The sequence below is a fragment of the Pseudomonas sp. IT-P258 genome (assembly GCF_949767825.1).
Lineage (GTDB): Bacteria > Pseudomonadota > Gammaproteobacteria > Pseudomonadales > Pseudomonadaceae > Aquipseudomonas > Aquipseudomonas monachiensis.
This window is the reverse complement of record NZ_CATKPU010000014.1, coordinates 37,965-59,476: the sequence shown is the minus strand read 5'-3', so window position 1 is coordinate 59,476 and position 21,512 is coordinate 37,965. Positions and strand designations below refer to the sequence as shown.

The following is a 21,512-nucleotide window of genomic DNA, read 5'->3' as shown; positions in this document are numbered from 1 at the left end:
GGTGATCTCCTTAAAACTGAGGAGCCGGCGCGGCAATACCGTCCCAGCCGTCCTTGACGGTGCGAAGCAGATCGGCGACTTCGTCGAGAATCTTTGGATCGCCCTTCACATTGGCTTCGGTCAGACGCTTCATCATGTAGGTGTACAGATTGTCCAGCTCACCTACGGTGTCGAGGGCGTTTTCCAGATCCAGCCCTTCACGCAAGCCACCGATGATGCCGATAGCCTTGCTGATGAAAATGCCCCGATTGGGAATATCCTTGCGCTCCATCGCGCCCCTGGCTTGAGCGATCCGGTCAAGTCCGCCTTCCATCAGCATCTGTACGAGGCGATGAGGACTGGCTTCGGAAGTTTGCGCCTGGGCGCCAATCTTCTGGTATTGGCGAAGGGCTAACATTGGATTCATGTTGTACCTCATCAGAAATCTGTGGATCGTATAACCAGTGTATCGACGATGCGTCAAAAAACTTTAACCACGACACGCAAAAGCCCGGGGCGTTGATCGACGCTGCCGGGCTTTTGGCGTTCATGGGCTATCAGCTGTTCTTCCGCTGCGCGGCCATCGCGTCAAACATTGAAGTGATGTTACTGGCGGTTGCTTTGAGCTTACCTACCAAAGTATCCATGTCGTTGTACTTTTTGGTCAGTACCGCCGTCAGCGTTTCAATACGACGATCAAGGGCCGCCTGATCGGCAGCCAGTTTGGCCGAAGTCTTGCTCAAGCTGGTGCTGCGCTGATCAAGAATGCCACCGGTTTCCGTGAACGGAGTAATCGCCTTGGTCATCCGCTCCAGCAGTCCGTTACTACCCGTGAACAACTCCTGGACTTCACCGCCCAGCTTTTTGTCATTCATCGCGATGGTGAATTTGGTGCTATCGAAATCCAGTGCGCCGGTCTTCTGATTGGTGGTAATCCCCAACTGAGCGAGCACCGTGAGCTGATTTCCGGCACCTGTTTCCGCTAATGGGCCGCGAACTGTGGACAGAATTGAACGAGGCAACGCGTCACCAGTCAATGCCGCGGAAACCGGATTACCATCAGCACCGACCGAAGGTGTAGTCAACTTCGAGATACCGTTGGCGAGGGCATTATAGGAATCGACGAATTTTTGAATTGATGCCTTCAGACCATCATTGTTAGCGGCCACCGTTACACTGGTGGCACCTTTCGCGACCAGATTCAACGTCAAACCTGAGATGGCTTTATCGACCGTATTAGTCTTGCTGGTCAACGCCATGCCGTCGACCGTGAAATTGGCATCAACAGCGGCAGCGCCAATAATACCAGCGGAATCCTTGGTCATCGGTGCGTCGGTGGTACCCACAACTTCACTGCCGATCGTCAACTCCGGAATGCCGCCGACCCTGATATCAGAACCTGAGCCGGTAGTGGTCGACCCCAGCACCAGGCGCGAACCGAAAGAGTCGGTCACGATGTTGGCACTGATACCTGCTGCCTTGAGCGACGCATCGGCGTTGATCGAGTCCCGCACCGATTGCAATGTAGCCCCACTATCGATGGTGAGGTTATACGTCGAGGTGCCTTGCTGGATGGTGAGAGGGCCAGCCGTTATCGAACTGGTCACGCCATTCTTAAAAGCCGCACTGGTGACTTTCGAGGAAGTCGCCATATTCTGGACATCAATGGCGTAACTACCACCCACAGCGGTATTACTCGCGGTAGCCGTGACGATTTTCACATCCGAGGAAGTGGCAGCAAAACCCGGAAACTGTGGACTGGTGGTGCTTCCCAAGTCAGTCATGGACTTTGCAAAGGCGGCCATCAAGGATTTCAAGGTACCAATACCAGAGAGACTTGCAGTATTAGCCTTGGCCCCTCGGTCAATCTGACTTTGCTTGGCCGCCTTGTCAGAATCGACCAGTGCCTTGACAATAGCAGAGGTATCAAGGCCGGACCCTAAGCCAAGACCCGGTAGAATTGGACTCGCCATGTGAAACTCCCTTCAGTGTCTCGCCGGTCTTTTGACCACTACAACGCCCAAAAGAACATAGCAACAATATTTGTGCCAACTGTCAGACTTTAACGCTGAACAACAGGCTGCTTGCATCATTCAAACTACTGGCCAACTTCAGGACTTCTTCGTTGGGGATTTGACGAACCACCTCACCGGAGTCACTGGCAATGACCTTTACAACAACCTTGCCTGAAGGCTCGTCAATCGAGAATTCAAGGTTCCGTTTGACCGACTGAACAAATTTTTCAATTTCCTGAACGGCCATCTTCAGTTTTTCCTGTTCGGACCGGTCGTTTTTACCTTCATCCTTGACGGTAACCACTGGTGCAGTTTCCGCGAGAGGTTTCCGTGCAGGCTTATCGGCAACGGTCGTCGTCGCCTGCTGGGACGCAGGATAAGACAAGTTCAGCTTGACGTTCATATCCATGTCCATCACCTCTTAAAGTAAAAAGCGAGAGAGCGCGACATTCGCACTCCCCCGCCAAAACTCACCGGGCTATTACTGAAGCAGTTTCAGTACAGCGGATGGCAGTTGGTTGGCCTGAGCCAGAACTGCGGTGGAAGCTTGTTGCAGGGTTTGTTGCTTGGTCAGCTGTGCAGTTTCAGCAGCGAAGTCGGTATCTTGTACGCGACCCAGTGCAGCACTGGCGTTTTCGTTGATGTTCTGCAGGTTGGAGATGGTGCTGGTCAGACGGTTTTGTGCAGCACCGAGGTCAGCACGGGAGCTGTTGATGGTTTGCAGGGCACTATCAATCGCGTCAACAGCAGCCGAGAAGTTAGCCTGGATGTCGCTGTCTGCACCAGAGATCGCAATTGTGCCGCTGTCAACACCCAGAGTGGTGGCCTTCAGATCACCCAGAGTAATCGAAATTTGGTTATCGGAGCTCGTTTCAGAACCAACCTGGAAGGTCATAGTGTTGCTAGCGGTGTTCAGCAGATTCTTGCCGTTGAGCTGGGTGCTGTCAGCAATACGAGTCAGCTCTTCCGACATTTGCGAGAATTCTTTGTTCAGCGCATCACGGTCGTCGGAACTGTTGGAGCTGTTACGCGACTGGATGGCCAATTCACGCATACGCTGCAGAATGTTGGTTTGCTCCTGCATCGCACCTTCAGCAGTCTGGGCGATGGAAATCCCGTCGTTGGCGTTTTTGATCGCCATGGTCTGACCACGGATCTGCGAAGTCATGCGGGTAGCGATCTGCAGACCGGCGGCGTCGTCTTTGGCGCTGTTGATTTTCAGACCGGAAGACAGACGGGTCATCGAAGTCGACAGTGCATCGGAAGCCTTGTTCAGGTTCTTCTGAACGTTCAACGATGTAACGTTAGTGTTTACTGTTAAAGCCATGACGAATTCCTCGTTGGTTGGGTACTGCGGCTTCCGGCCCTGGCAACCGCCGGGTGTGGCCTAGAGAACCTTCGTAATAGTTATCGTCGTCAAGGCAGGTTGCTTGAGGGGTTTTTTAAAAAAAATTACTAGCAGACTGCCACCCCCTGTAAAACAAGGGCTTAGCGATCTTGCGCCATAAAAAATGACGTCAAAAAAGCCACCAGCAAAAGCGCCAGACAAAAAAATAGCGCTACCGAAAAGCCGGTAGCGCTATTTGTGACAGCCTGAACGATTCAGCCACGATAAAGAATCGCCGACCCCCAGGACAAGCCTACGCCGAACCCACTGATAGCAACGCGCCTCCATGTCGAGGTCAATACATGTTTCTCCAGCAGAAGCGGAATGCTCGAAGACACGGTATTGCCGGTCTCGACCATGTCCTTGATGAATTTCTCTGGCTCGCCTTCAAAGCGTCGGGCGACTGCATCGACAATGGCCGCACTGCCCTGGTGGATGCAGAATGCATCGATTTCACTGGCTTGCAACTGCGACTCGTCCAACAGTTCGTGCAGATGCGCAGGCACCTTCAACAGGGCAAAGTTAAACACCTGGCGACCATTCATGAAAAACACGCCGTCGCTGACCTTCAGGTGCGGAGCACCCGAACCGTCGGTGCCGAACTTGGACTTGCCCAACTGCCACGGCGCGCCCTCGGTCATCCACGTTGCGGTAGCGGCATCACCGAACAGCATGGTGGTATTACGGTCTTCCGGATCGACAATTTTCGAGTAAGGGTCTGCAGTGATCAGCAAACCATTCTTTAATCCTGCCGCTTCCATGAAGCCTTTCATGGCGTAGATGCCGTAAACGTAGCCCGAGCACCCCAGGGAAATATCGAACGCGGCCACATGGGTCGGCAGACCCAGCTTGTCCTGAACAATGGCGGCAGTATGCGGCAGCCCTTCTTCATCACCGTTCTGCGTGACAACGATCAGTGCATCAATGGACTCGCGTTTGAGGTCCGGGTTATTGGCGAACAATGCGTTGACCGCTTCAACGCACAGGTCCGAGGTTTCCTGCTCAACGCCTTTGCGCGGCAGGAACGCCGAACCGATCTTGCCGAGGATGAATTCTTCATCTTTGGCGAATTTGGCACCCTGAGCGTAGTTATCGATACCGACGGTCGGTACGTAACTCGCTATGCTTTTTATGCCAATCATTGTGGCTTCCCGATAGATATGGCGGATTTTCACGAACGTCCAAGGCTAGACAGCAGCAGGCGGCCACCTCTGCGATCACACCCGACGCCGGTGCGGCGGCTGATTAGAGTAAAGATGCACGTTTCGACTGCCAAGTCACGATTTCGCATATTTTACTCATCACCCGGTGTTCGTTGCTCCTGTTGATCTATACCGCCTACATCGGGCTGCTACCGGCAGAAGGTGTATTTACAACACCGGATTGGTGAAAAAGCTGCCTGTCCAGTCATAAAAGACCTTGCGGAATTCTTCGTTCTCCGGCTCGACAATCAATGCCTGGCGCAAGAACTCAACCGCCTCATGCATATCTCCCAACTCTCGACTGAGATGGGCGGCAAGATGCAATTTTACCGCATCGAAAAACTCATAGGACAAGGATACCTTTAGCATCGCCAAAGCCTCACCCAACTGCCCGGCCTCCCACAGACGACTGAACTCATTGGCAAACGCCGTCTCCTCAGGCCAACGGGATCCGGCGAGTCCTTCGAATTTGCGCAATACAATAGTATGCCCATTGCCGACCTTGCTGTCGGTTTCCTCCACACATTCGATGTACCAGCTGCCCAAACCGCTATTGTTGAGGTGGTTGATCACCCGCAACATGCTTTGCAACGAGAACACTTGATAGTGCTCTCGCCAGTCGTTCTCAGGCATCGAATGAACATCGATGCCCATCTGGAACGCCTCTATCATCGCAGGCAATGTGCTCAATGCGCGTGTGGCATCACTTTTTGCCGCCACTCGCTTGGGAAAAATACAAAAGAACACACCAAAGTCTTTCAATACTCGCTGCGACTCAACATAGGCAGCCAGCACATTGGGCGCATGCTCGATCACATGGGAGCTAATGAGATAGTCGAAAGCCTGATCACTACAGTGAATGGACTGAAAGTCACCCACCAGGTCCACATTGATCATCTCTCCAGTCCGATCAACCTGAGCCTGCTTGTACTTGAGATAGTCCGCCAAGTCGCGCTCATGCACATAATTGACACCGTCACTCGGCGCAACATTCAGGCACTGCGGCAAATAGAATGCGTTGTGTGCCGCTGCGCCGAGTTCTATCCCACTGCCTACACAATACTTGTGAGCCAGTGCCATTCCTCGTTCGCTGCTGATGGCAGGCGCAGCCTTGCCCTGCCGAGACCGGCCGTATCGTGCAAGGATATTCTGCAGGCCTGCAATAAACTCCTCGGTTGTGGCCAATGGCAAAGCCACTGGTACAACGCCGTGTTTTTCCTGGAAGTAGGCGGTTGCGTTACGGGCAATCAGGTCACGATCGACCCTGGATGAAATGGTCGACTGTTCGACACTCCAGGCTTCATCCCCCAGATAGCTGGCCGAAGCGGGGATGTCTGCAAAATACCAGAACGCTGGATGCTGCCCGGACTGAATGATCCTGAGCGTGTGCTCGACATGCTCGAAGGCGTTGTAAAAACCCTCATCCATTCCTCCTGCGTCCAACAGACAACGCTTGGAATAATAAGAGAACGCTCCTACACAATGGGGATAAAACGGAACCTGCAAGCCTCCCTCGTACGTGATGGTGACACGTGGATTCGGGCTACCGTCCGATGCCTTGTTCATCAATCCATGCTGGCTGAAGTTGAGGTGCTGAATACCCGTGGCGCGAGACACCTCGATGTAACGCTCGAACACTGTCGAGTCTTGAACGAATATATCGTCCTCAATCAAAAAAATATGCTCGGCCCCCACCTTGAGCAGATGTTCAATGGCTTTATTCTTTGATTTGGCCACACCCAGGTTCTGTTCATTCTGAATGAAGATATAAGCTTCATCGCCAAAATCGGGCTCATAGGGTCGGCCATCGTTGACCACAACCACATGATCAATGATTCCCGACGGTAACGACCGGTACAACCGTTGCAACTGCTCTGGACGATTGAACGTGGTGATGCCACAGCCAACTACTTTGCCATCGATCACTGGCCATCCTCCAGGGCTGCAAGCCAAGTCAATTCGGGCGATTGTCGATCTGATACGGTTCTCGAAACATCGATACCATACTTCCCCTCGACCTCCGTACGAGCCGTAAAAGCGCCGGGCCAGCGCTCGGACACAACGGCTGCGCGTGCCAGTTCATCGGCCAGTACACCCGGATTAATCACCTGCGCCTGCGGAGCCCAAACTGTGGACCAGCCCGCCTGAGCCACTTTCAGACAGAAATCCAAATCACCGGCGACGGAGCTGCGCTCAAAGTACTCAAGGCCTCCCACCTGCTTGAATATGGATTTACGTACCATCAGGCAGTCGCTCGAAACCGCCTGGCAACTACGCTCACTACCGACTCCCAGAGCTGGTTCCAATGCCGTGTGCGAAAGCCCGACCCACGGGGAGACGACCCTTGTCGTGGCAACGAGATCGTATCCGGCATGACTGATGAATCCATCGACATCCTGCATCTTGCACCCGACAATCCCGACTTCCGGGCGCAGAGCCTGTTTCAACATCCATTCGATCCAAGCCGGTGTCGCGATATGACTACGACTGGACAACAGCACCAGATATTCGCCCGACGCGTACTGGCAAGCTTGGTTGAAGAGCTCGGCCCGTGACAGAACTTGCGGGCTCCAAAGCACTTTGATCCGTCCACCATTACCTTCGAATCTGGACAAATAGCTGCGGATTTCCTCGGGGCAGGCGGAATCTGCGACGACAATGACTTCGTAATGCTGGTAGCGGGTGCGCTGGGTTACACGCCCAAGACACTCTTTGAGTGCCTGGAGATCATTCTCCGCAGCCAACAAAATGCTGACTTGCGGAGTCTGGTAGTGACGATAATCGATATTTAACGTTTTGCCCGCCACGAGATCGACCTGCGCGCTATAACCCAAAATTGCCAGATGGCGCTTCAATGTCTCGATCGCCTCTGCATTCATCGAGTCGCCGGGGCTGTCGCTGATAACCAGGTATTCGTCCATATGGGCCAAGCCGGCCAAGCCCTGACGTTCAATCATTCTAAGCAACAGGTCGAACTCAAACGTCTCCGGACAGGCATTGCTGTAACCGCCAAGATTCATAACTTCCTGACGACGAACCAGCCAATGTTTAGACATCAAATCCGGACGGCTTCGTAGCAGTTCAAGATTGGTTCCCGGGCGCACCAGACTGACCAGCCGACCATCAACATCGCGATGAATTTCATTCGCCGAGATCGCCCGACACTCGCTCGCGCCAGGCAGCTCGGTATGCAGGCGCAGAAGACCGCCACGGGCCAGAACATCCCCTGCATCAAGTACCATCAGCCATTCAGTGCAAAGCTGGCCAACCAACTGGTTCAAACGTGCAATCAGGTTGTCTTCGGAGACTTTTACAAAATGCACCGTATCTTCGATCGTGGTAATTGTCGCTAGCTTACCGTCGCGCAAAACCACGATCTTGAACGTACGTAAACCGCTGGCAATCAAACTATCGAAGGTTCTTTGCAGGGCCTCGTCATTGCCCTGTAGATCAATGAGCAGAAATGTAACTTGAGGCGATGGATGCTTTTCCAGATGTTTGAGAACCCGCGCTGTGCTGGCATCGTCAGGTGCTGCGCATTGGATAGCTTCAAGTATCTGACCGGATGGGGTTTGCTCAAGCAGATGCTCAACGTGCACAGCACCTGATGCGATCAACCGCTGGTGCCAAGTGTTGATCTGCTGTGCCTGTAACGTGTCCTGTACTGCATCAAGTGATGCGATTAATCGCTCGATGACTTGCCTGTTAAACATACCGAGCGAGAACGCCTGCTGATAACGCAGCCGCAGACTATCGGGCGTATCGTTCAGGTGTACGGCCATTAGCTCACGCTGGCGCACCCATACGCCTTCCAGAGCATGGATGTGTTGCGACCCGGCTGGCCTGGCGTGGACAATGCACTCCAACTGCTCCAGCGAATTGAACAACCCCAAGTCGTAATAAGGCATCTCGACGAACTGGCGGCTTTCAAAACTCCACTGTGGCTTTTGCGACACACTGGTCCAACGGGAAGTAAACAGCAGCGGCGCAGTGCGAACGCTCAGAAAAACCCTGACGAATCCTTCGAGGACTTTGCTTCCCGCTTCCGTATTGCACAATTGCCAACGATCTGCGTCCCATTGACGGACAACCGGTGTGAGGCGAGCACGCTCAACATCAAGGTTATCGGCAATTGTTGCGTCGGCGGTGTATTCAACCAGGCCATGGGTCACAGGCAGGATCGCGGCGCTGTGCTCGGCCAGCAGCCCGAACGACAGAGCTGCCATTGCCCCTTCAAATGCAAGCTCGTTCGGCAGATCCTGAGCGACCTGTAACAAGACTTGTGTTCTGACGACTGCTCGCCAGGCTTCGATCCCGCATGCCGTGAACCGGCTGATCCGATCAAGTGAGGACTGCGCGTCGTTATACTTCACAAGTGCCGCGCCCTGCTTGTAAAAGCCAGTGCAGCCATTATCAGGTCGATAACCAAGCACATAGCCTTGGCTAAGCGAATACTGCAGATGCGTATTCAAAAAACCTATGTTTTCCTCTAGTGCATCGAACAACAGAAAGTCGCTTTCTGAAGCCAGTACGACATACGGCGTAACAACAGCCCGCAAGCTGGCAATAAGCGCAGGCTTCCAATTTTTTGCGGTTGATCGGGATGTTGGCTTACCCGCCACATCCATACTCACCGTCATCACATTGGAGATTCGGGAACGATAATACCCGTCTGCTCTTTGCAAATAATTTGATCCGGAACGTCCCAGCAGGATGATTGTGACGTCATTTAGCGTCGACGCAGCTGCCATTGACTCTTCACCCATAGCAGAACCCTTAATTCAGAAATTCAATGTCGAACCTGACAGATCGCCAAGTTGAACTGATGATCAGTTAACCAGCCAGGCATTAACCCATGGCTGAAGATTGTTTTGACTAAGTACAAAGTCACGCAGAACAACAGTCCGCAACTCATCTCCCATGCGGTAGCTGCCCTGGGGATCATTCAAATGCATGCGAATAGCTTCAAGCCATTCCTGAGTACTGTTGGTGCGCACGCGCGTGCACGGCAGATAACCGCGGTAAGCTTCTGTATCGGAGCAGACAACGGGGTAACCGCACGCGCCGTACTCCAACAAGCGCAGATTGCTCTTGCAGTCATTGAACAAATGGAACTCCAACGGAGCAAGCGCCAGATCGAGATTCAGACTGGCCAGCTTCTGCGGATAGGCATCAAGGCGTACGCAAGGATGGAATTCATGAATGTAAGGTCGTAACGCGTCGGGGCACATACCAAAAAACACCCACTCGACTTCATCTGCCAGCTCTCGCACCACTTCAGCGATGATTTCCAGATCTCCGGTATGGCTGGTGCCTCCTCCCCAGCCGACTCGTGGCTTGCTCGACGTTCCGCGCATACTGCGCACGCCGCTCCAGAGATGCTGCGCGAGCATATTGGGAACGACCCGGATATCGTGATGCATGTCGCTCAATGCATTGGCCAAAGCATTAGTGGTAACGATGACTCGCTCACATTGCGCAATACCTCGCTGCAACTGTTCCCGGACATCAGCGGGCTTGTCCCTTGCGTGAATATTCTTCTTCGGCACATCAAGGATGTAATCGTCAATTTCGAAGATACTCCTGGCATCGGAAAATCTTTTTAACCGCGCCATATCATCCACGGCTGACGCCGTGTGACGCAGTTGAAAGATCACGATATCCGGTTTCATCCGCTCAAAACCCATGACACCCGGAGTCTCATAGCTACAGCGCCCGGTTATGTGACCTGCCGACTCAAGCTGTAAAAATGGCTGCACGACGCGATAATGCCCTACAGCAGAAGCGTTCACTGGCAACCCAAGAACGAAGGGAAGTGAACGTGAGCGAAACGGGGCCCAACCACTTATCACCCCAGGATCCAGTGCAAAATTGGCTTTGGCAGGATTCAGAACGGGGCTGTAGGCGGGATCTTTGACAAATGTGGGAAGCCATCGGCGATAAAGCGCATCCCGTTCCTCCAGGTCCTTCGCAGAGTTCCCAGTGATCGTAAGATATGAAGCAGGGGAACCAAGCACCGTTGCATAGGGGGTGCTGACCACCAGATAACCCTGAGAACCGACTTTCAGACAAAAGTCGACGCCAGCAAGGGCGACACCAAACGAGTGTTCATCCAGTCCACCGACACTCTGAAAAACCTCTTTGCGAACCATCAGGCAGGCGCAGCTGACAGCACTCCAGTTTTGCACTACCTGCAAGCGCTGCATGTAACCAGGGCTGTGCGCGTCGATGCCTTCAAACGCCGCCGTTGCGCATGAGTCCAATGCCAATACAGCCCCCATGCCGACAGTTTTTCCCTCGACACTGACCACCTTGGGCCCGACAACACCGACTTCGGGGCGTACTGTATGATTCAACAATTCATTCAGCCAGTTGCCATTGAGTACACGTAATGTGGGCGACAGCAGCAAAATAAAATCACCCCGCGCCTGCCCGGCAGCAAAGTTAACGGCACCCGCGAATGTATCCGGTCCGGGAGTGTGCAGCACCCTGAGCATGGAAGGCGCCAGATGCGACATGGCCTCGAGCCAGTTATGCATTTCAATCGTGGACTTTTGCCCGCTGACGATCAGTATTTCGTAGCGGGTATAAGCTGTATGTTCAATGAGCCCTTCGACACAGACCTGCAAGGTTTCGAGATCCTCACCACTGGAGACAATAATCGAAACCATGGGTTGTTGATCAAGCAGATAGTCGACCCGATTGAGCCAAGGCTGCCCTTCCCTGTTGAGCTGATAGGCGACACCCAGTCGTTGAAGGTGTGCAGATAACACTCGTGAGTTTTGTTCGGTGACTTCAGAAGATGAAACCCACTGGGCGAAAGTAAATATTGATTCGACCTGAACCTCGGCGATGTGTTCGATGGCCGCCAGCCCAGCTGTCTCCACAATTCGCCAAAGCAGATCATGGGGCGCAAGCTCACCAAAATCGGTATTAAAACCGCCAAGCTCCACGAGTGTTTGGCAAGAGAACGCGAGGGATCGCCCTACGTAAGGGTAGCTTCGAAGCAAGTCCAGATTGAAATCGGGCTTGAACACCGGCTCGAAAGAGCGCCCCTCCTTTAGCTCGCCCTCATCGCTGTACACACAGGCCAGATTCGGTATGGTTGCAATACGCTCCGCCAGTACCAGCAATGCCGATTCGCTCAAGACGTCGCCAGCTCGCAGCAGATAGATCCAATCGCCAGCTAACTGAGCTGGCAATTCATTGACCTGAGAGGGCCAATCTTTTTGAAATTTGCCAGTGATCAGGTGTCCGTTATGTTCGACAAAGGTATTGGAAAACACCACAACGGTTGATGCTGTATACAGTTGGCCGGCTAGACTAGCCAGGGTAGACCGCACATCGCTGTCGTTTCCCTCAGGGTCAAGCACGACCAAAATGATTCGTGGCCTGGCAGGCCAGGCGGCGATGGTCTGTGGCAACAAGCGGCGCTGAACGTCAGAAAGCTTCCGGCAGGAGAGCCATTGCTGATAAAGCTCATCGTAACTCTCACAATCACTGCCGACCCTTGAAGACAGTCGGGTTTGCCACGTACCCAATATTCTCTGGATCGGTAACTCTTTCCATTGCCGGGGTGAAATTTGGGTGTCGATGAGATCGACAAAGCGTACCCAGCCGTCTGCAGGTGCGTCTTCCCCCGTACGCGACGAAAGCATCTGCATGAGCCAACTCCATTCGTTTTTTGCTTGAAGCAGGGTATCAACCTGCCTGCTCAAACGATTTGGATGCAATCGCTCTACGGAGCCAGTCCTATGGAGCATGATCAAATCAGCCCGACGTAGCAGGCAAACAAACATCACCAGATCCAGGATTGCCAGGAAACCCTGGCCTGGCTGAGTCAGCGCTGGTAGCAGGTCTCGTAAATCACTAGTACGCATCAAGGCGGATGAAAAGTTACCGAGAAAACTGACAGCTTGGCCGTCCAGGAATGCCAGAATGTCCTGTCCCTTGAGTAAACTGTCACCAAGTGGTAGCGCGATGTTCTGCAATCGATGCGGCAGGATGTAATTATTTTCATCAGAGAACAAACGCGGAGAAATTACAAGTTTAGACTCCGCGCAGCTATTCAGAGCAAGGGCCTGATCGCTCACGCAATGCGCGAGCAGTAGATCATCGTCACACAACACCTTGATGAACTCACCCTGGGCATTGTCCACGCACCGCTGAAGATTGTCGGCGAATCCAAGACGTTGCGAATTACGCAGATAACGTATGCCAGACTGGCCCGCATGAATCCTGGCCATGACCATCTGCTCGATCTCATCATCATCACTATCATCGCAGACGATGATCTCCAGGTTTTCATAAGTCTGATCTACCGCACTCTGTATCGCCATCTCAAAAAAACGCGAGTAGAAAGCAGGTATGACGATAGTGACGAGTGGATATAACTTCACGACTTATGTCCTTGACAAAAAAGCTCGCCAATTTCAAGCGAACATAAACTAGAGCACACCGAGTTAGTGGTACGACCTCAAATATCCTCAAACCTTATTAAACAGCCCCAACTGGGAGATTTTGCTGAACGCCAACTGCGATGCTTGCAACATGGTCTGCTGCAAGGTGAGCCGCGTCATCACTTCCGCCGAATCGGAATCACGAATCGCCGATTGCGTCTGAGAGTTTGCCAACACCAATGCCTGATTAGTGTCGCTTTGAGTATCCAGCGCCGAACCGCGACCACCGACCGAACTCAAACCGACGGACACCTGGTCAATACCACTGGCCAGGTTGGCCATACCCGACGTCATTGCCGACAATTGCTTTTGGGTGGCAACGGCATCACCGTCGGTTGGAGTATTCAGTGCGTTTTTCAGCTGGTTCACGGTATCCAGAATGTTCTGGGTTTCGTGGGTATTGACCGCCACGTTGAACTGATCGCCAGCTTCCAATGGGTCAGTCGCGGTGTCGTTCAACGTGAAACTCACACCCGACGCGGTCGCCACGTTGCCGACCATCGTGCCGCTGGAGACTGGGCTGCTGTCCGCGGCAATCGGTGCCGCGTACAAGTCGAAATCGGTGGCGCTGGTGAACTTCAGAACGGCCGAACCACTCGGAAAGCTGGCTTTATAGGCAGCCGGATCCGTCACGTTGGTGCCGGTCACCTGGGTTTGTGACGGGTTGCCCGGGCTGCGTGCCACGTTGAAGGTGTCTGGTTTGGCCGCCAGTTTGAACGTACGACCGATGAGTGCCGAAGAGCTGGTACCGGCCGGCAGGTTGACGCTCAGGGTCAGATCCACGCCGCGGAAGCTCACGGTCTGGTTCACGCCAGTGCCGACCACTCCGCCATTCGAAAGCTCGGAAGTTCTGTCGTTACCAGCCCCATCGGTAATTTTCAGTTGGGTACCGCTGACATATTCAATGGTGTAAGGCTCGCCGCCACGGAATTTATTGTTGTACGCCACGTTCGACGTCACTTGCCCGTTGGACAGATTCGCCAGACCATCATTCACCGAGGGAGTAACCTGGCTGCGGCTGGTGTTGATCGCCTGTTGGAACACATCCCAACCCGTGATATTACTGGCCATCGACATGCCATCACCCACCGGCAGATCCAGGGTCACCTGATCACCGTTGTAGCTGTAGGTGCCATCCGAGTTGTGGGTAAACGGTACGGTATTGCCCTTGGAACCGGCAAAAATGTATTTGCCGTTTTCGTCCTGGCTGTTCATCAGGCTCAGCAATTGCGCTTCAATCTGACCCAGCTCCGAGGCATTGGCCTGGCGGTCCGCATCGGTGTAGCTGGCATTATTGGCACCGATTGCCAGCTCCTTGGCACGTTGCAACACGTTGTTGATGCTGGTCATCACCGATTCGGCCTGACCCAGCGTCGCCTTGATGGTACTGGTGTTGGTCTTGTACTGATCAAGCATCGAAGCTTGCTGCCCCAATTGCAGCAAACGCGATGCGCCAACCGGATCGTCAGCGGCGGTATTTACACGAACGAGGCTGCTGACCTCTTCGCTGCTTTTAACGACGTTGGCAAAGTTCTTTTGATAGTTTGCTGCCGAGGACTCGTAAAACTGGGCGGTAGAAATGCGCATTAGCTACGACTCCTTAAAGACTGTTGATCAGTACGCTGAAGGTTTCCTGCGCAGCCTTGATGATCTGCGAAGAGGCGGTGTAATACTGTTGATACTTGACCAGGTTGCCGGTTTCCTCGTCGAGATCGACACCTGAAAGCGAGTCACGAGCGCCCTTGGCATTGGCCAGGATGGCGCCGGTCGCAGCACTGTCCAGCTTGCCTTGGGCTGCCTTGGAGCCGACACCCTCAACCAGTTTGCCGTAAGCATCGTTCAGGGAAATGCCCTTGCTCGCCGACCCTGTGTCCACGGTTTGCTTGGTCTGCAAATTCGCCAGCGCCGTGCCGCTACGGTTGTCCAGCGTGCCTGGCTGGCTGAGCGAGACGTTGATGGCGGTGCCTTTGCCCGGGGAGCCGGCAACGGCCATGTCGAAGCTGACGGTGTACTGAGTGGCAGGTGCAGGCGGGATCGGTGCACCGGTAGCGTCCTTGAGCGGTACCGTCAGACTCAGGGTGTTGTTTTCACCCGGCTTGATAGTGCCGCTGCTGATAACGCCACCTTTGGCATCCAGGAACTGGTAAGTCTGGCTGGTGCCGTCGGCGGAAACATCGCCAAACACGACCTTGGTCGGCATGGAGTTTTTCAGGCCGTTCTGCATCGCAGTGGTGGTGGCCGAGTCGTAGATATCAAATTTCGTGGTCAGGGTCGGCTGACCACTGGCCGGAATGGTCAACGTACCGCTACCACCCGCCGCGATCGCTGCGCCCAATGGCGCGGCGATCGCCAGACGCTTGGAGTCCGTCATCTCGGTCTTGATGCTGGTTGCCGCATTACGTGTCGGGGTGAATTTGAAGGTATCGCCCTTGGCCGCGCCACCGTTGAACGACATCGAGAACCCATCTATCACCGGCGCAGGCGTGGTCGCCGCGCTGAAGCTACCCATCGATGTGTTATCCGGCAGACGCTGAACGGTGAAGTCGGTAGCGCTCGTGAACGTGACCTTGTAATCATTGATGGTCAGCTTGCCGGTGTCCTCGATGCTCACATCGAAGTTACCGGAACCGGCACTGTTGCCGGTAGAAGCGATACTGCGCTGAGACATCTGCGCGGCACTGTTGATGCTGTTGAACAGGTTCGAACCGAAATCACCGTTCTTGTCGATGCCCTGAGCCTGGACACTGTTCATCTGATCGGCGACGACCAGCGCCACGCGCCCCAACTCGTTCATGGCCGGATCGAGTACTTCGCTGCGATAACGCAGCAGGCCGCCGATTTCACCACCGGTCATGATCGAGGTGATGTCGATGGTGCTCGAACCACGATTGAGCTGCAACGACAAACGTCCCGGATCATCTTTACCTGGGACAGCCTCCAGCTTGTTAACCGTATCGCCAATCACCAGCGGCTGACCGCTGCCCAGATAGATATCTACGTTGCCCTCGCGCTCAACATATTGTGCACCGGTGAAGGTCGAAAGCTGGCGCATGGTTTCGTTGCGAGCGTCGAGCAGTTCGTTCGGCGAGCCGCCGGTGCTGGAAATTTCGCTGATCTTCTTGTTCAACTGCGCCACGGTAGTAGCCAGTTTGTTGACCTGATCAGCCATGTTCGTCAGGTTGCCGTTGATGTTCGCGTTCTGCGACTTCAACTGACTGGACACTGAATTGAAACGATTGCTCAGGGCTTGGGCATCGCTGAGCAACAACTGGCGGGAGGCGTCGTCGCCCGGTTTGGCATTGACGTTCTGTACCGAGGCGAAGAATTTGGTCAAGGCACCATTGAGACCGGTGCCACTGTCAGACAGCAAGGTATCGAGTGGCGTGACTTGCCCAAGGTACGCCGCCGAATCACTGTTGAGCGACGTTGTGGTCTGCAACTGTGCATCGAGGTAGCTGTTGTATACCCGGCGCACATCGGCCAGCGTCGTGCCGGTGCCGACGTAGACATTGCCGTACTGAATCGCCCCCTTGGTGCCCTGCACGGTTTGCTGGCGCGAGTAACCGGCGGTGTCGGCGTTGGCAATGTTGTTGCCGGTAGTCGCCAAGGCGTTATGACTGGCACTCAGCCCCGACATCCCGATATTGAGCAAACTCATGATTCAGACCTTATACCTTGTGCCTATAAAGGCGTAGTGGAAACGCCCGCCGCAGCGTAGTTCTGGTAACTCGTCATCTGCCTGGCTATCTGCGAAATCTTGCTCGCGTAGTTCGGATCGGTTGCGTAACCGGCTCTCTGCAACTCGCGTACAAACTGTTCTGGGTTATCGGCCGACTTCACGACATCTTGATAGCGATTGTTGGTCTGCAACAAAGTTACAAGGTCGTGGAAACTGTCCTTGTAGGAGTCGTAGGAGCGGAACTCGGCCGTCTCCTTGACCATCTGCCCGTTCCTGAATTCGCTGGTGATCGCCCGCGCCGAATTGCCCTGCCAACTATTGCCGGCCTTGATGCCGAACAGGTTGTGGCTGCTGCTGCCGTCCTGGGCACGCATTACCGACTTGCCCCAGCCGGTTTCCAGGGCCGCCTGAGCCACCAGGTAACGTGGATCGACCCCAATCCGTGCGGCGGCCTCCTTGGCCATCGGCAACATGGTGTTGACGAACTGGTCGGCGGAACTGAAGGCTTTCTTCGCCGGCGCCAGCGGAATCTGCGCCATGGCGCGACCGTAGATCTGCATGCCTCCAGAGGAGGATTGTTGCGCGGTCGCCAGCCAGTCGCCGTTGTACAGCGGCCCCGTGCCGGTGTTCGTCGTGCGCTCTGGCAAGGCTGTCCGGTTGAGCATCGTGGTGGCAGCGGTCGTCGCCGAAGGCACCAGCCCGGCCAACAGCCGGTCAGCCAGTTTCGGTGGCAGTGCCAGGCGTCGCTGATTGATCAGCGCCATGTCATTGCGATGAGCACCCTCGCCCGCCTCTTGTGGCGTATGGATTGAGCGCGAAGCCCACAACGGACGCTGGCCATTGACCCGCGACAACGGGCCATTGATTGCCACCGTGCCGGCCGCCACCGGTGTCTGCACGGCGGCCTTGGCAGCCTCTTGCTTGGCCAGCGATGCAGCGGCCGCCTCGCCCGGCGCCAACGGCTTGTTCTTCGACATCTGGCGCATCAGCACGTCCGCCAAACCAATACCACCGCCCTCGCGGGACATGGAAACGGCCAGCTGCTGATCGTACATTTCCTGGTACTGCTTGGCCGCCGGCGTGTTCATCGGATTGTCCTGCCCCAGCGCTTCGGTTGCCGAGCGCATGGACTTGAGCATCTCACCGAGGAACAGCGATTCGAACTCCTGCGCCACCTTGCGCATATTGCCGTCGCTGTTCTTGTCGCCGACCTTGAGCTGATTCAGGCGATTGAGGTCCGAATAGGAGCCCGAATCGCTGCTGCTGACCAGACCGCTCTTGCGCATATCCACGATGGCCGTCCTCAGATCACGATCAGATCGGCTTGCAGGGCGCCGGCCTGCTTCAGCGCTTCGAGGATCGCCATCAAGTCACCCGGTGCCGCGCCAACCTGGTTCACCGCCCGCACGATTTCGTCGAGGGTGGTGCCGGGGCCAAACTTGAACATCGGCTTGGCTTCCTGCTGGGCGTTGACCTTCGAACGGGGTACCACCGCCGTCGTGCCATTGGACAGAGGGCCGGGCTGGCTGACGATCGGGTCTTCGGTAATGGTCACGGTCAGGCTGCCGTGGGTCACGGCGGCCGGGGAAACCTTGACGTTCTGGCCGATCACGATGGTGCCGGTACGGGAGTTGATGATGACTTTGGCCACCGCCTGGCCCGGATCGACTTCGAGATTTTCCAGGATCGACAGGTAATCGACGCGCTGGCTCGGATCGAGCGGCGCGGTCACGCGAATCGAACCGCCGTCGATGGCCTGGGCCACGCCAGGGCCGAGCATGTTGTTGATCTTGTCGACGATGCGCTTGGCGGTGGTGAAGTCAGAACGGTTGAGGTTCAGCGTCAGGCTGTTGCCCTGGTTGAAACCGCTCGGCACCGAACGCTCCACCGACGCACCACCGGGGATGCGACCGGCCGACGGAACGTTGACGGTAATCTTCGAGCCGTCTCGCCCTTCCGCATCGAAACCGCCGACCACCAGGTTGCCCTGGGCTACCGCATAGACGTTACCGTCGATACCCTTGAGTGGCGTCAACAGCAAGGTGCCGCCACGCAGGCTCTTGGAGTTACCGATGGATGAAACAGTGATATCGACCTGCTGACCCGGCTTGGCGAACGCCGGCAAATCGGCACTGATCGACACCGCCGCGACGTTCTTCAACTGCACGTTGCCCGAACCCGGCGGCACCTTGATGCCGAACTGCGAGAGCATGTTGTTGAAGGTCTGCAGGGTGAACGGGGTCTGCGTCGTCTGGTCGCCAGTGCCGTTTAGCCCGACCACCAGGCCGTAGCCGATCAATTGGTTGGAACGCACGCCGGAAATGCTGGCGATGTCCTTCAGGCGCTCGGCTTGAACGTTGAACGCTGCGGACATCAGGAACGCAGCCATCATGAGACTTCTGAAATTCAACGTAGCCACCTAGAAAGGGAACAGCGGGCTGAGGAAGAAACGGTCGAACCAGCCCGGCTGACTCGCATCGGCAAACGAACCGGTGCCCGAGTAGGTGATGCGCGCATCGGCGACACGGGTCGACGGCACGGTATTGTCGGTGGCGATGTCATCGGCGCGAACCAGGCCGGCAATCCGCACCAGCTCATCGCCGGTGTTGAGGGTCATCCACTTTTCGCCGCGTACCGCGATGATGCCGTTGGGCAACACATCGGCGACGGTAACCGTGATCGAACCGGTCAGGGTGTTGCCCTGAGCCGCCTTGCTGTCACCCTTGGTCGCGCGGTCACCTTCGTAGCTGGCACTCAGGCTCAGGTCGCCATCGCCGAACGGGTTGTTGGTGGTGGCGCTGCTGCCGAACAGCGAACTCAGGCCGATGTTGGCCTTGCTGTTCTTGCCAATTTGCGAGTTGGCGTTTTTGCTGGCCTGGGTCCTTTCGTTCAGGGTGATGGTGATGATGTCACCGATCCGGAACGCCTTGCGGTCGGTGTACAGATTCTGTTCGAAACCGGCCTGATAGATCGAGCCATTGTTCGCGGCCGCCGGCAACGGCGTGCGCGGCAACACCGGAGCGTAGTAAGGGTCATTGGGCTTGGGCGTCGCAGGCACGCAACCTGCGAGCGCGGTGATCCCACTCAGTGCCAGAACAGATACATAGCGATTCATGACCCTACCTCACGGTGTTGCAGGCGGCCCAATGGCCGCCACATAGACTTGATTACAGATTCTGCGTTACGAACGAGAGCATCTGGTCGGCGGTGGAGATCACCTTGGAGTTCATCTCGTAGGCGCGCTGGGTGGTGATCATGTTGACCATCTCCTCAACGGTGCTGACGTTGGACGTTTCCAGGGTGTTCTGCAGCGTGGAGCCGAAACCGTTCAGGCCCGGAGTGCCAACTTGCGGCGCGCCGCTGGCGGCGGTTTCCAGGAACAGGTTGTTGCCCACGGCCTGCAGGCCGGCCGGGTTGATGAAGTCGGCGGTTTGCAGGTTGCCGATCACCTGGGCTGCCGGGTTGCCGGCAACGGTGATGGACACGGTGCCGTCGCGGCCGACCGTGAAGGTCTGCGCTTCGTTCGGAATGACAATGGCCGGCTCCAGGGCAAAGCCGCTGGCATTGACGATCTGGCCGTTGGAGTCCAGGTGGAACGTACCGTCACGGGTATAGGACGTGGTGCCGTCCGGTTGCAGGATCTGGAAGAAACCGCGACCGTCGATGGCCATGTCCAGCGGCTGCTCGGTGGTTTGCAGGCTACCGGCGGTGAAGTTTTTCTGGGTGCCGACGATGCGCACACCGGTACCCAGTTGCAGGCCCGACGGCAGTTCGCTGTCCTGGGTCGACTGGGCGCCAGGCTGGCGCTTGATCTGGTAGAGCAGATCCTGGAACTCGGCGCGGTCACGTTTGAAACCCGTGGTCGACACGTTGGCCAGGTTGTTGGAAATGGTCGTCAGGTTGGTGTCCTGGGCGGACAGACCTGTCTTGGCAACCCATAGAGCCGGAAGCATTCGATTCTCCTCGTGCGCCTGTTTTACGGCGCGACGTTCTGGTAATTAGCTGATCTGCAAGACCCGAGCCATGGCCTGGTCATCGTCTTTGGCGGTGTTCATCATCTTGATGTGCAGCTCGAACTGCTTGGCCAAGGCCAGTACCGAGGTCATCTCTTCCACGGCATTGACGTTGCTCGACTCGAGGAACCCGGACACCAGCTTGACGTTGGCATCGGCCTGCGCCGGTTGGCCGTCCTTGGTATGGATCGAACCATCCAGACCCTTGGTCATGTTCTTGAGGTCCGGGTTGACCAGCTTGATGCGGTCGACTTCCGCCATCACCCGGGGACCTTCGCCCAACGCACGGATGCTGATGGTGCCATCCTCGCCGACTTCGATCTGCTGCTCCGGCGGTACGGCAATCGGCCCGCCATTGCCTATGACCGGCATGCCGTTGCCGGCGCGCAACACGCCCAGGGCGTCAACGTTCAGGCTGCCGGTGCGCACGTAGCTTTCAGTGCCATCGGGCGTCTGCACGGCAATCCAGCCGTTGCCTTGCACGGCAACGTCGAGGTCGCGACCGGTTTCCACCAGTGAACCAGGGGAGAAATCCGTGCCCGGGCGCTCGGACATGGCAAACGCACGCGCCGGAAAGCTGTCACCGAACACCGGCATCGAACGGGCTTGCTCCAGGTCTTTCTGGAAACCGTTGGTGGAGATGTTCGCGAGGTTGTTGGCATGAGCCTTTTGCGCCAGTGCATTCTGGCTGGCGCCGGTCATTGCCACATAAAGGTACTTGTCCACACTCTTTCCTCTGCCTGCCGGACGTTTGCCGCCCACTGCTGTACTGCTGAGC

The 21,512-nt window shown here is 55.7% G+C and carries 15 protein-coding genes; all 15 read right to left on the bottom strand.

What is annotated here, in order from left to right:
• Positions 1-10: 10 nt before the first annotated feature.
• Positions 11-406: a flagellar export chaperone FliS gene (gene fliS, locus ACM6G4_RS03835; protein ID WP_414913093.1), complete on the bottom strand. Its 396-nt coding sequence runs from the start codon at positions 404-406 to the stop codon at positions 11-13.
• 130 nt (positions 407-536) lie between these two features.
• Positions 537-1,952 (bottom strand): flagellar filament capping protein FliD, encoded by a 1,416-nt coding sequence (fliD, locus tag ACM6G4_RS03830; protein ID WP_414913092.1) that lies wholly within the window; start codon positions 1,950-1,952, stop codon positions 537-539.
• A gap of 82 nt (positions 1,953-2,034) precedes the next feature.
• Complete coding sequence (locus tag ACM6G4_RS03825) at positions 2,035-2,403, bottom strand: flagellar protein FlaG (RefSeq protein ID WP_414913091.1); 369 nt, start codon at positions 2,401-2,403, stop codon at positions 2,035-2,037.
• 72 nt (positions 2,404-2,475) lie between these two features.
• The gene (locus ACM6G4_RS03820) at positions 2,476-3,321 is read right to left on the bottom strand and encodes a flagellin domain-containing protein (protein WP_414913090.1); all 846 of its coding nucleotides are present in this window, start codon (positions 3,319-3,321) and stop codon (positions 2,476-2,478) included.
• A gap of 275 nt (positions 3,322-3,596) precedes the next feature.
• On the bottom strand, positions 3,597-4,523 hold the full coding sequence (locus tag ACM6G4_RS03815; protein ID WP_414913089.1) for a ketoacyl-ACP synthase III: 927 nt from the start codon (positions 4,521-4,523) through the stop codon (positions 3,597-3,599).
• 228 nt (positions 4,524-4,751) lie between these two features.
• Entirely contained in the window at positions 4,752-6,509 is a 1,758-nt protein-coding gene (locus ACM6G4_RS03810; protein WP_414913088.1) for a methyltransferase domain-containing protein, read from the bottom strand.
• Positions 6,506-9,349, bottom strand: a complete 2,844-nt coding sequence (locus ACM6G4_RS03805; protein ID WP_414913087.1) for a glycosyltransferase family 2 protein — start codon at positions 9,347-9,349, stop codon at positions 6,506-6,508. The genes ACM6G4_RS03810 and ACM6G4_RS03805 overlap by 4 nt, the downstream gene beginning before the upstream one ends.
• Before the next feature lie 63 nt (positions 9,350-9,412).
• Positions 9,413-12,982 carry a glycosyltransferase gene (locus ACM6G4_RS03800; RefSeq protein ID WP_414913086.1) on the bottom strand — a complete coding sequence of 1,190 codons (3,570 nt, stop codon included), beginning with the start codon at positions 12,980-12,982 and terminating at the stop codon, positions 9,413-9,415.
• Positions 12,983-13,069: 87 nt separating this feature from the next.
• Positions 13,070-14,629 (bottom strand): flagellar hook-associated protein 3, encoded by a 1,560-nt coding sequence (locus tag ACM6G4_RS03795; RefSeq protein ID WP_414913085.1) that lies wholly within the window; start codon positions 14,627-14,629, stop codon positions 13,070-13,072.
• Between the two features lie 13 nt (positions 14,630-14,642).
• Positions 14,643-16,700: a flagellar hook-associated protein FlgK gene (gene flgK, locus ACM6G4_RS03790; protein ID WP_414913084.1), complete on the bottom strand. Its 2,058-nt coding sequence runs from the start codon at positions 16,698-16,700 to the stop codon at positions 14,643-14,645.
• 23 nt (positions 16,701-16,723) lie between these two features.
• Positions 16,724-18,013 (bottom strand): flagellar assembly peptidoglycan hydrolase FlgJ, encoded by a 1,290-nt coding sequence (gene flgJ, locus ACM6G4_RS03785; RefSeq protein ID WP_409078506.1) that lies wholly within the window; start codon positions 18,011-18,013, stop codon positions 16,724-16,726.
• Between the two features lie 11 nt (positions 18,014-18,024).
• A complete protein-coding gene (locus tag ACM6G4_RS03780; protein WP_056721516.1) occupies positions 18,025-19,113 on the bottom strand; it encodes a flagellar basal body P-ring protein FlgI in 1,089 nt (362 codons plus the stop codon).
• 27 nt (positions 19,114-19,140) lie between these two features.
• Positions 19,141-19,836, bottom strand: coding sequence for a flagellar basal body L-ring protein FlgH (gene flgH / locus ACM6G4_RS03775; RefSeq protein WP_414913083.1), 696 nt, complete (start codon positions 19,834-19,836; stop codon positions 19,141-19,143).
• A 52-nt stretch (positions 19,837-19,888) separates the two neighbouring features.
• On the bottom strand, positions 19,889-20,674 hold the full coding sequence (flgG, locus tag ACM6G4_RS03770; protein ID WP_056721513.1) for a flagellar basal-body rod protein FlgG: 786 nt from the start codon (positions 20,672-20,674) through the stop codon (positions 19,889-19,891).
• 45 nt (positions 20,675-20,719) lie between these two features.
• Complete coding sequence (locus ACM6G4_RS03765; protein WP_056721511.1) at positions 20,720-21,460, bottom strand: flagellar basal body rod protein FlgF; 741 nt, start codon at positions 21,458-21,460, stop codon at positions 20,720-20,722.
• Between the last annotated feature and the right edge of the window lie 52 nt (positions 21,461-21,512).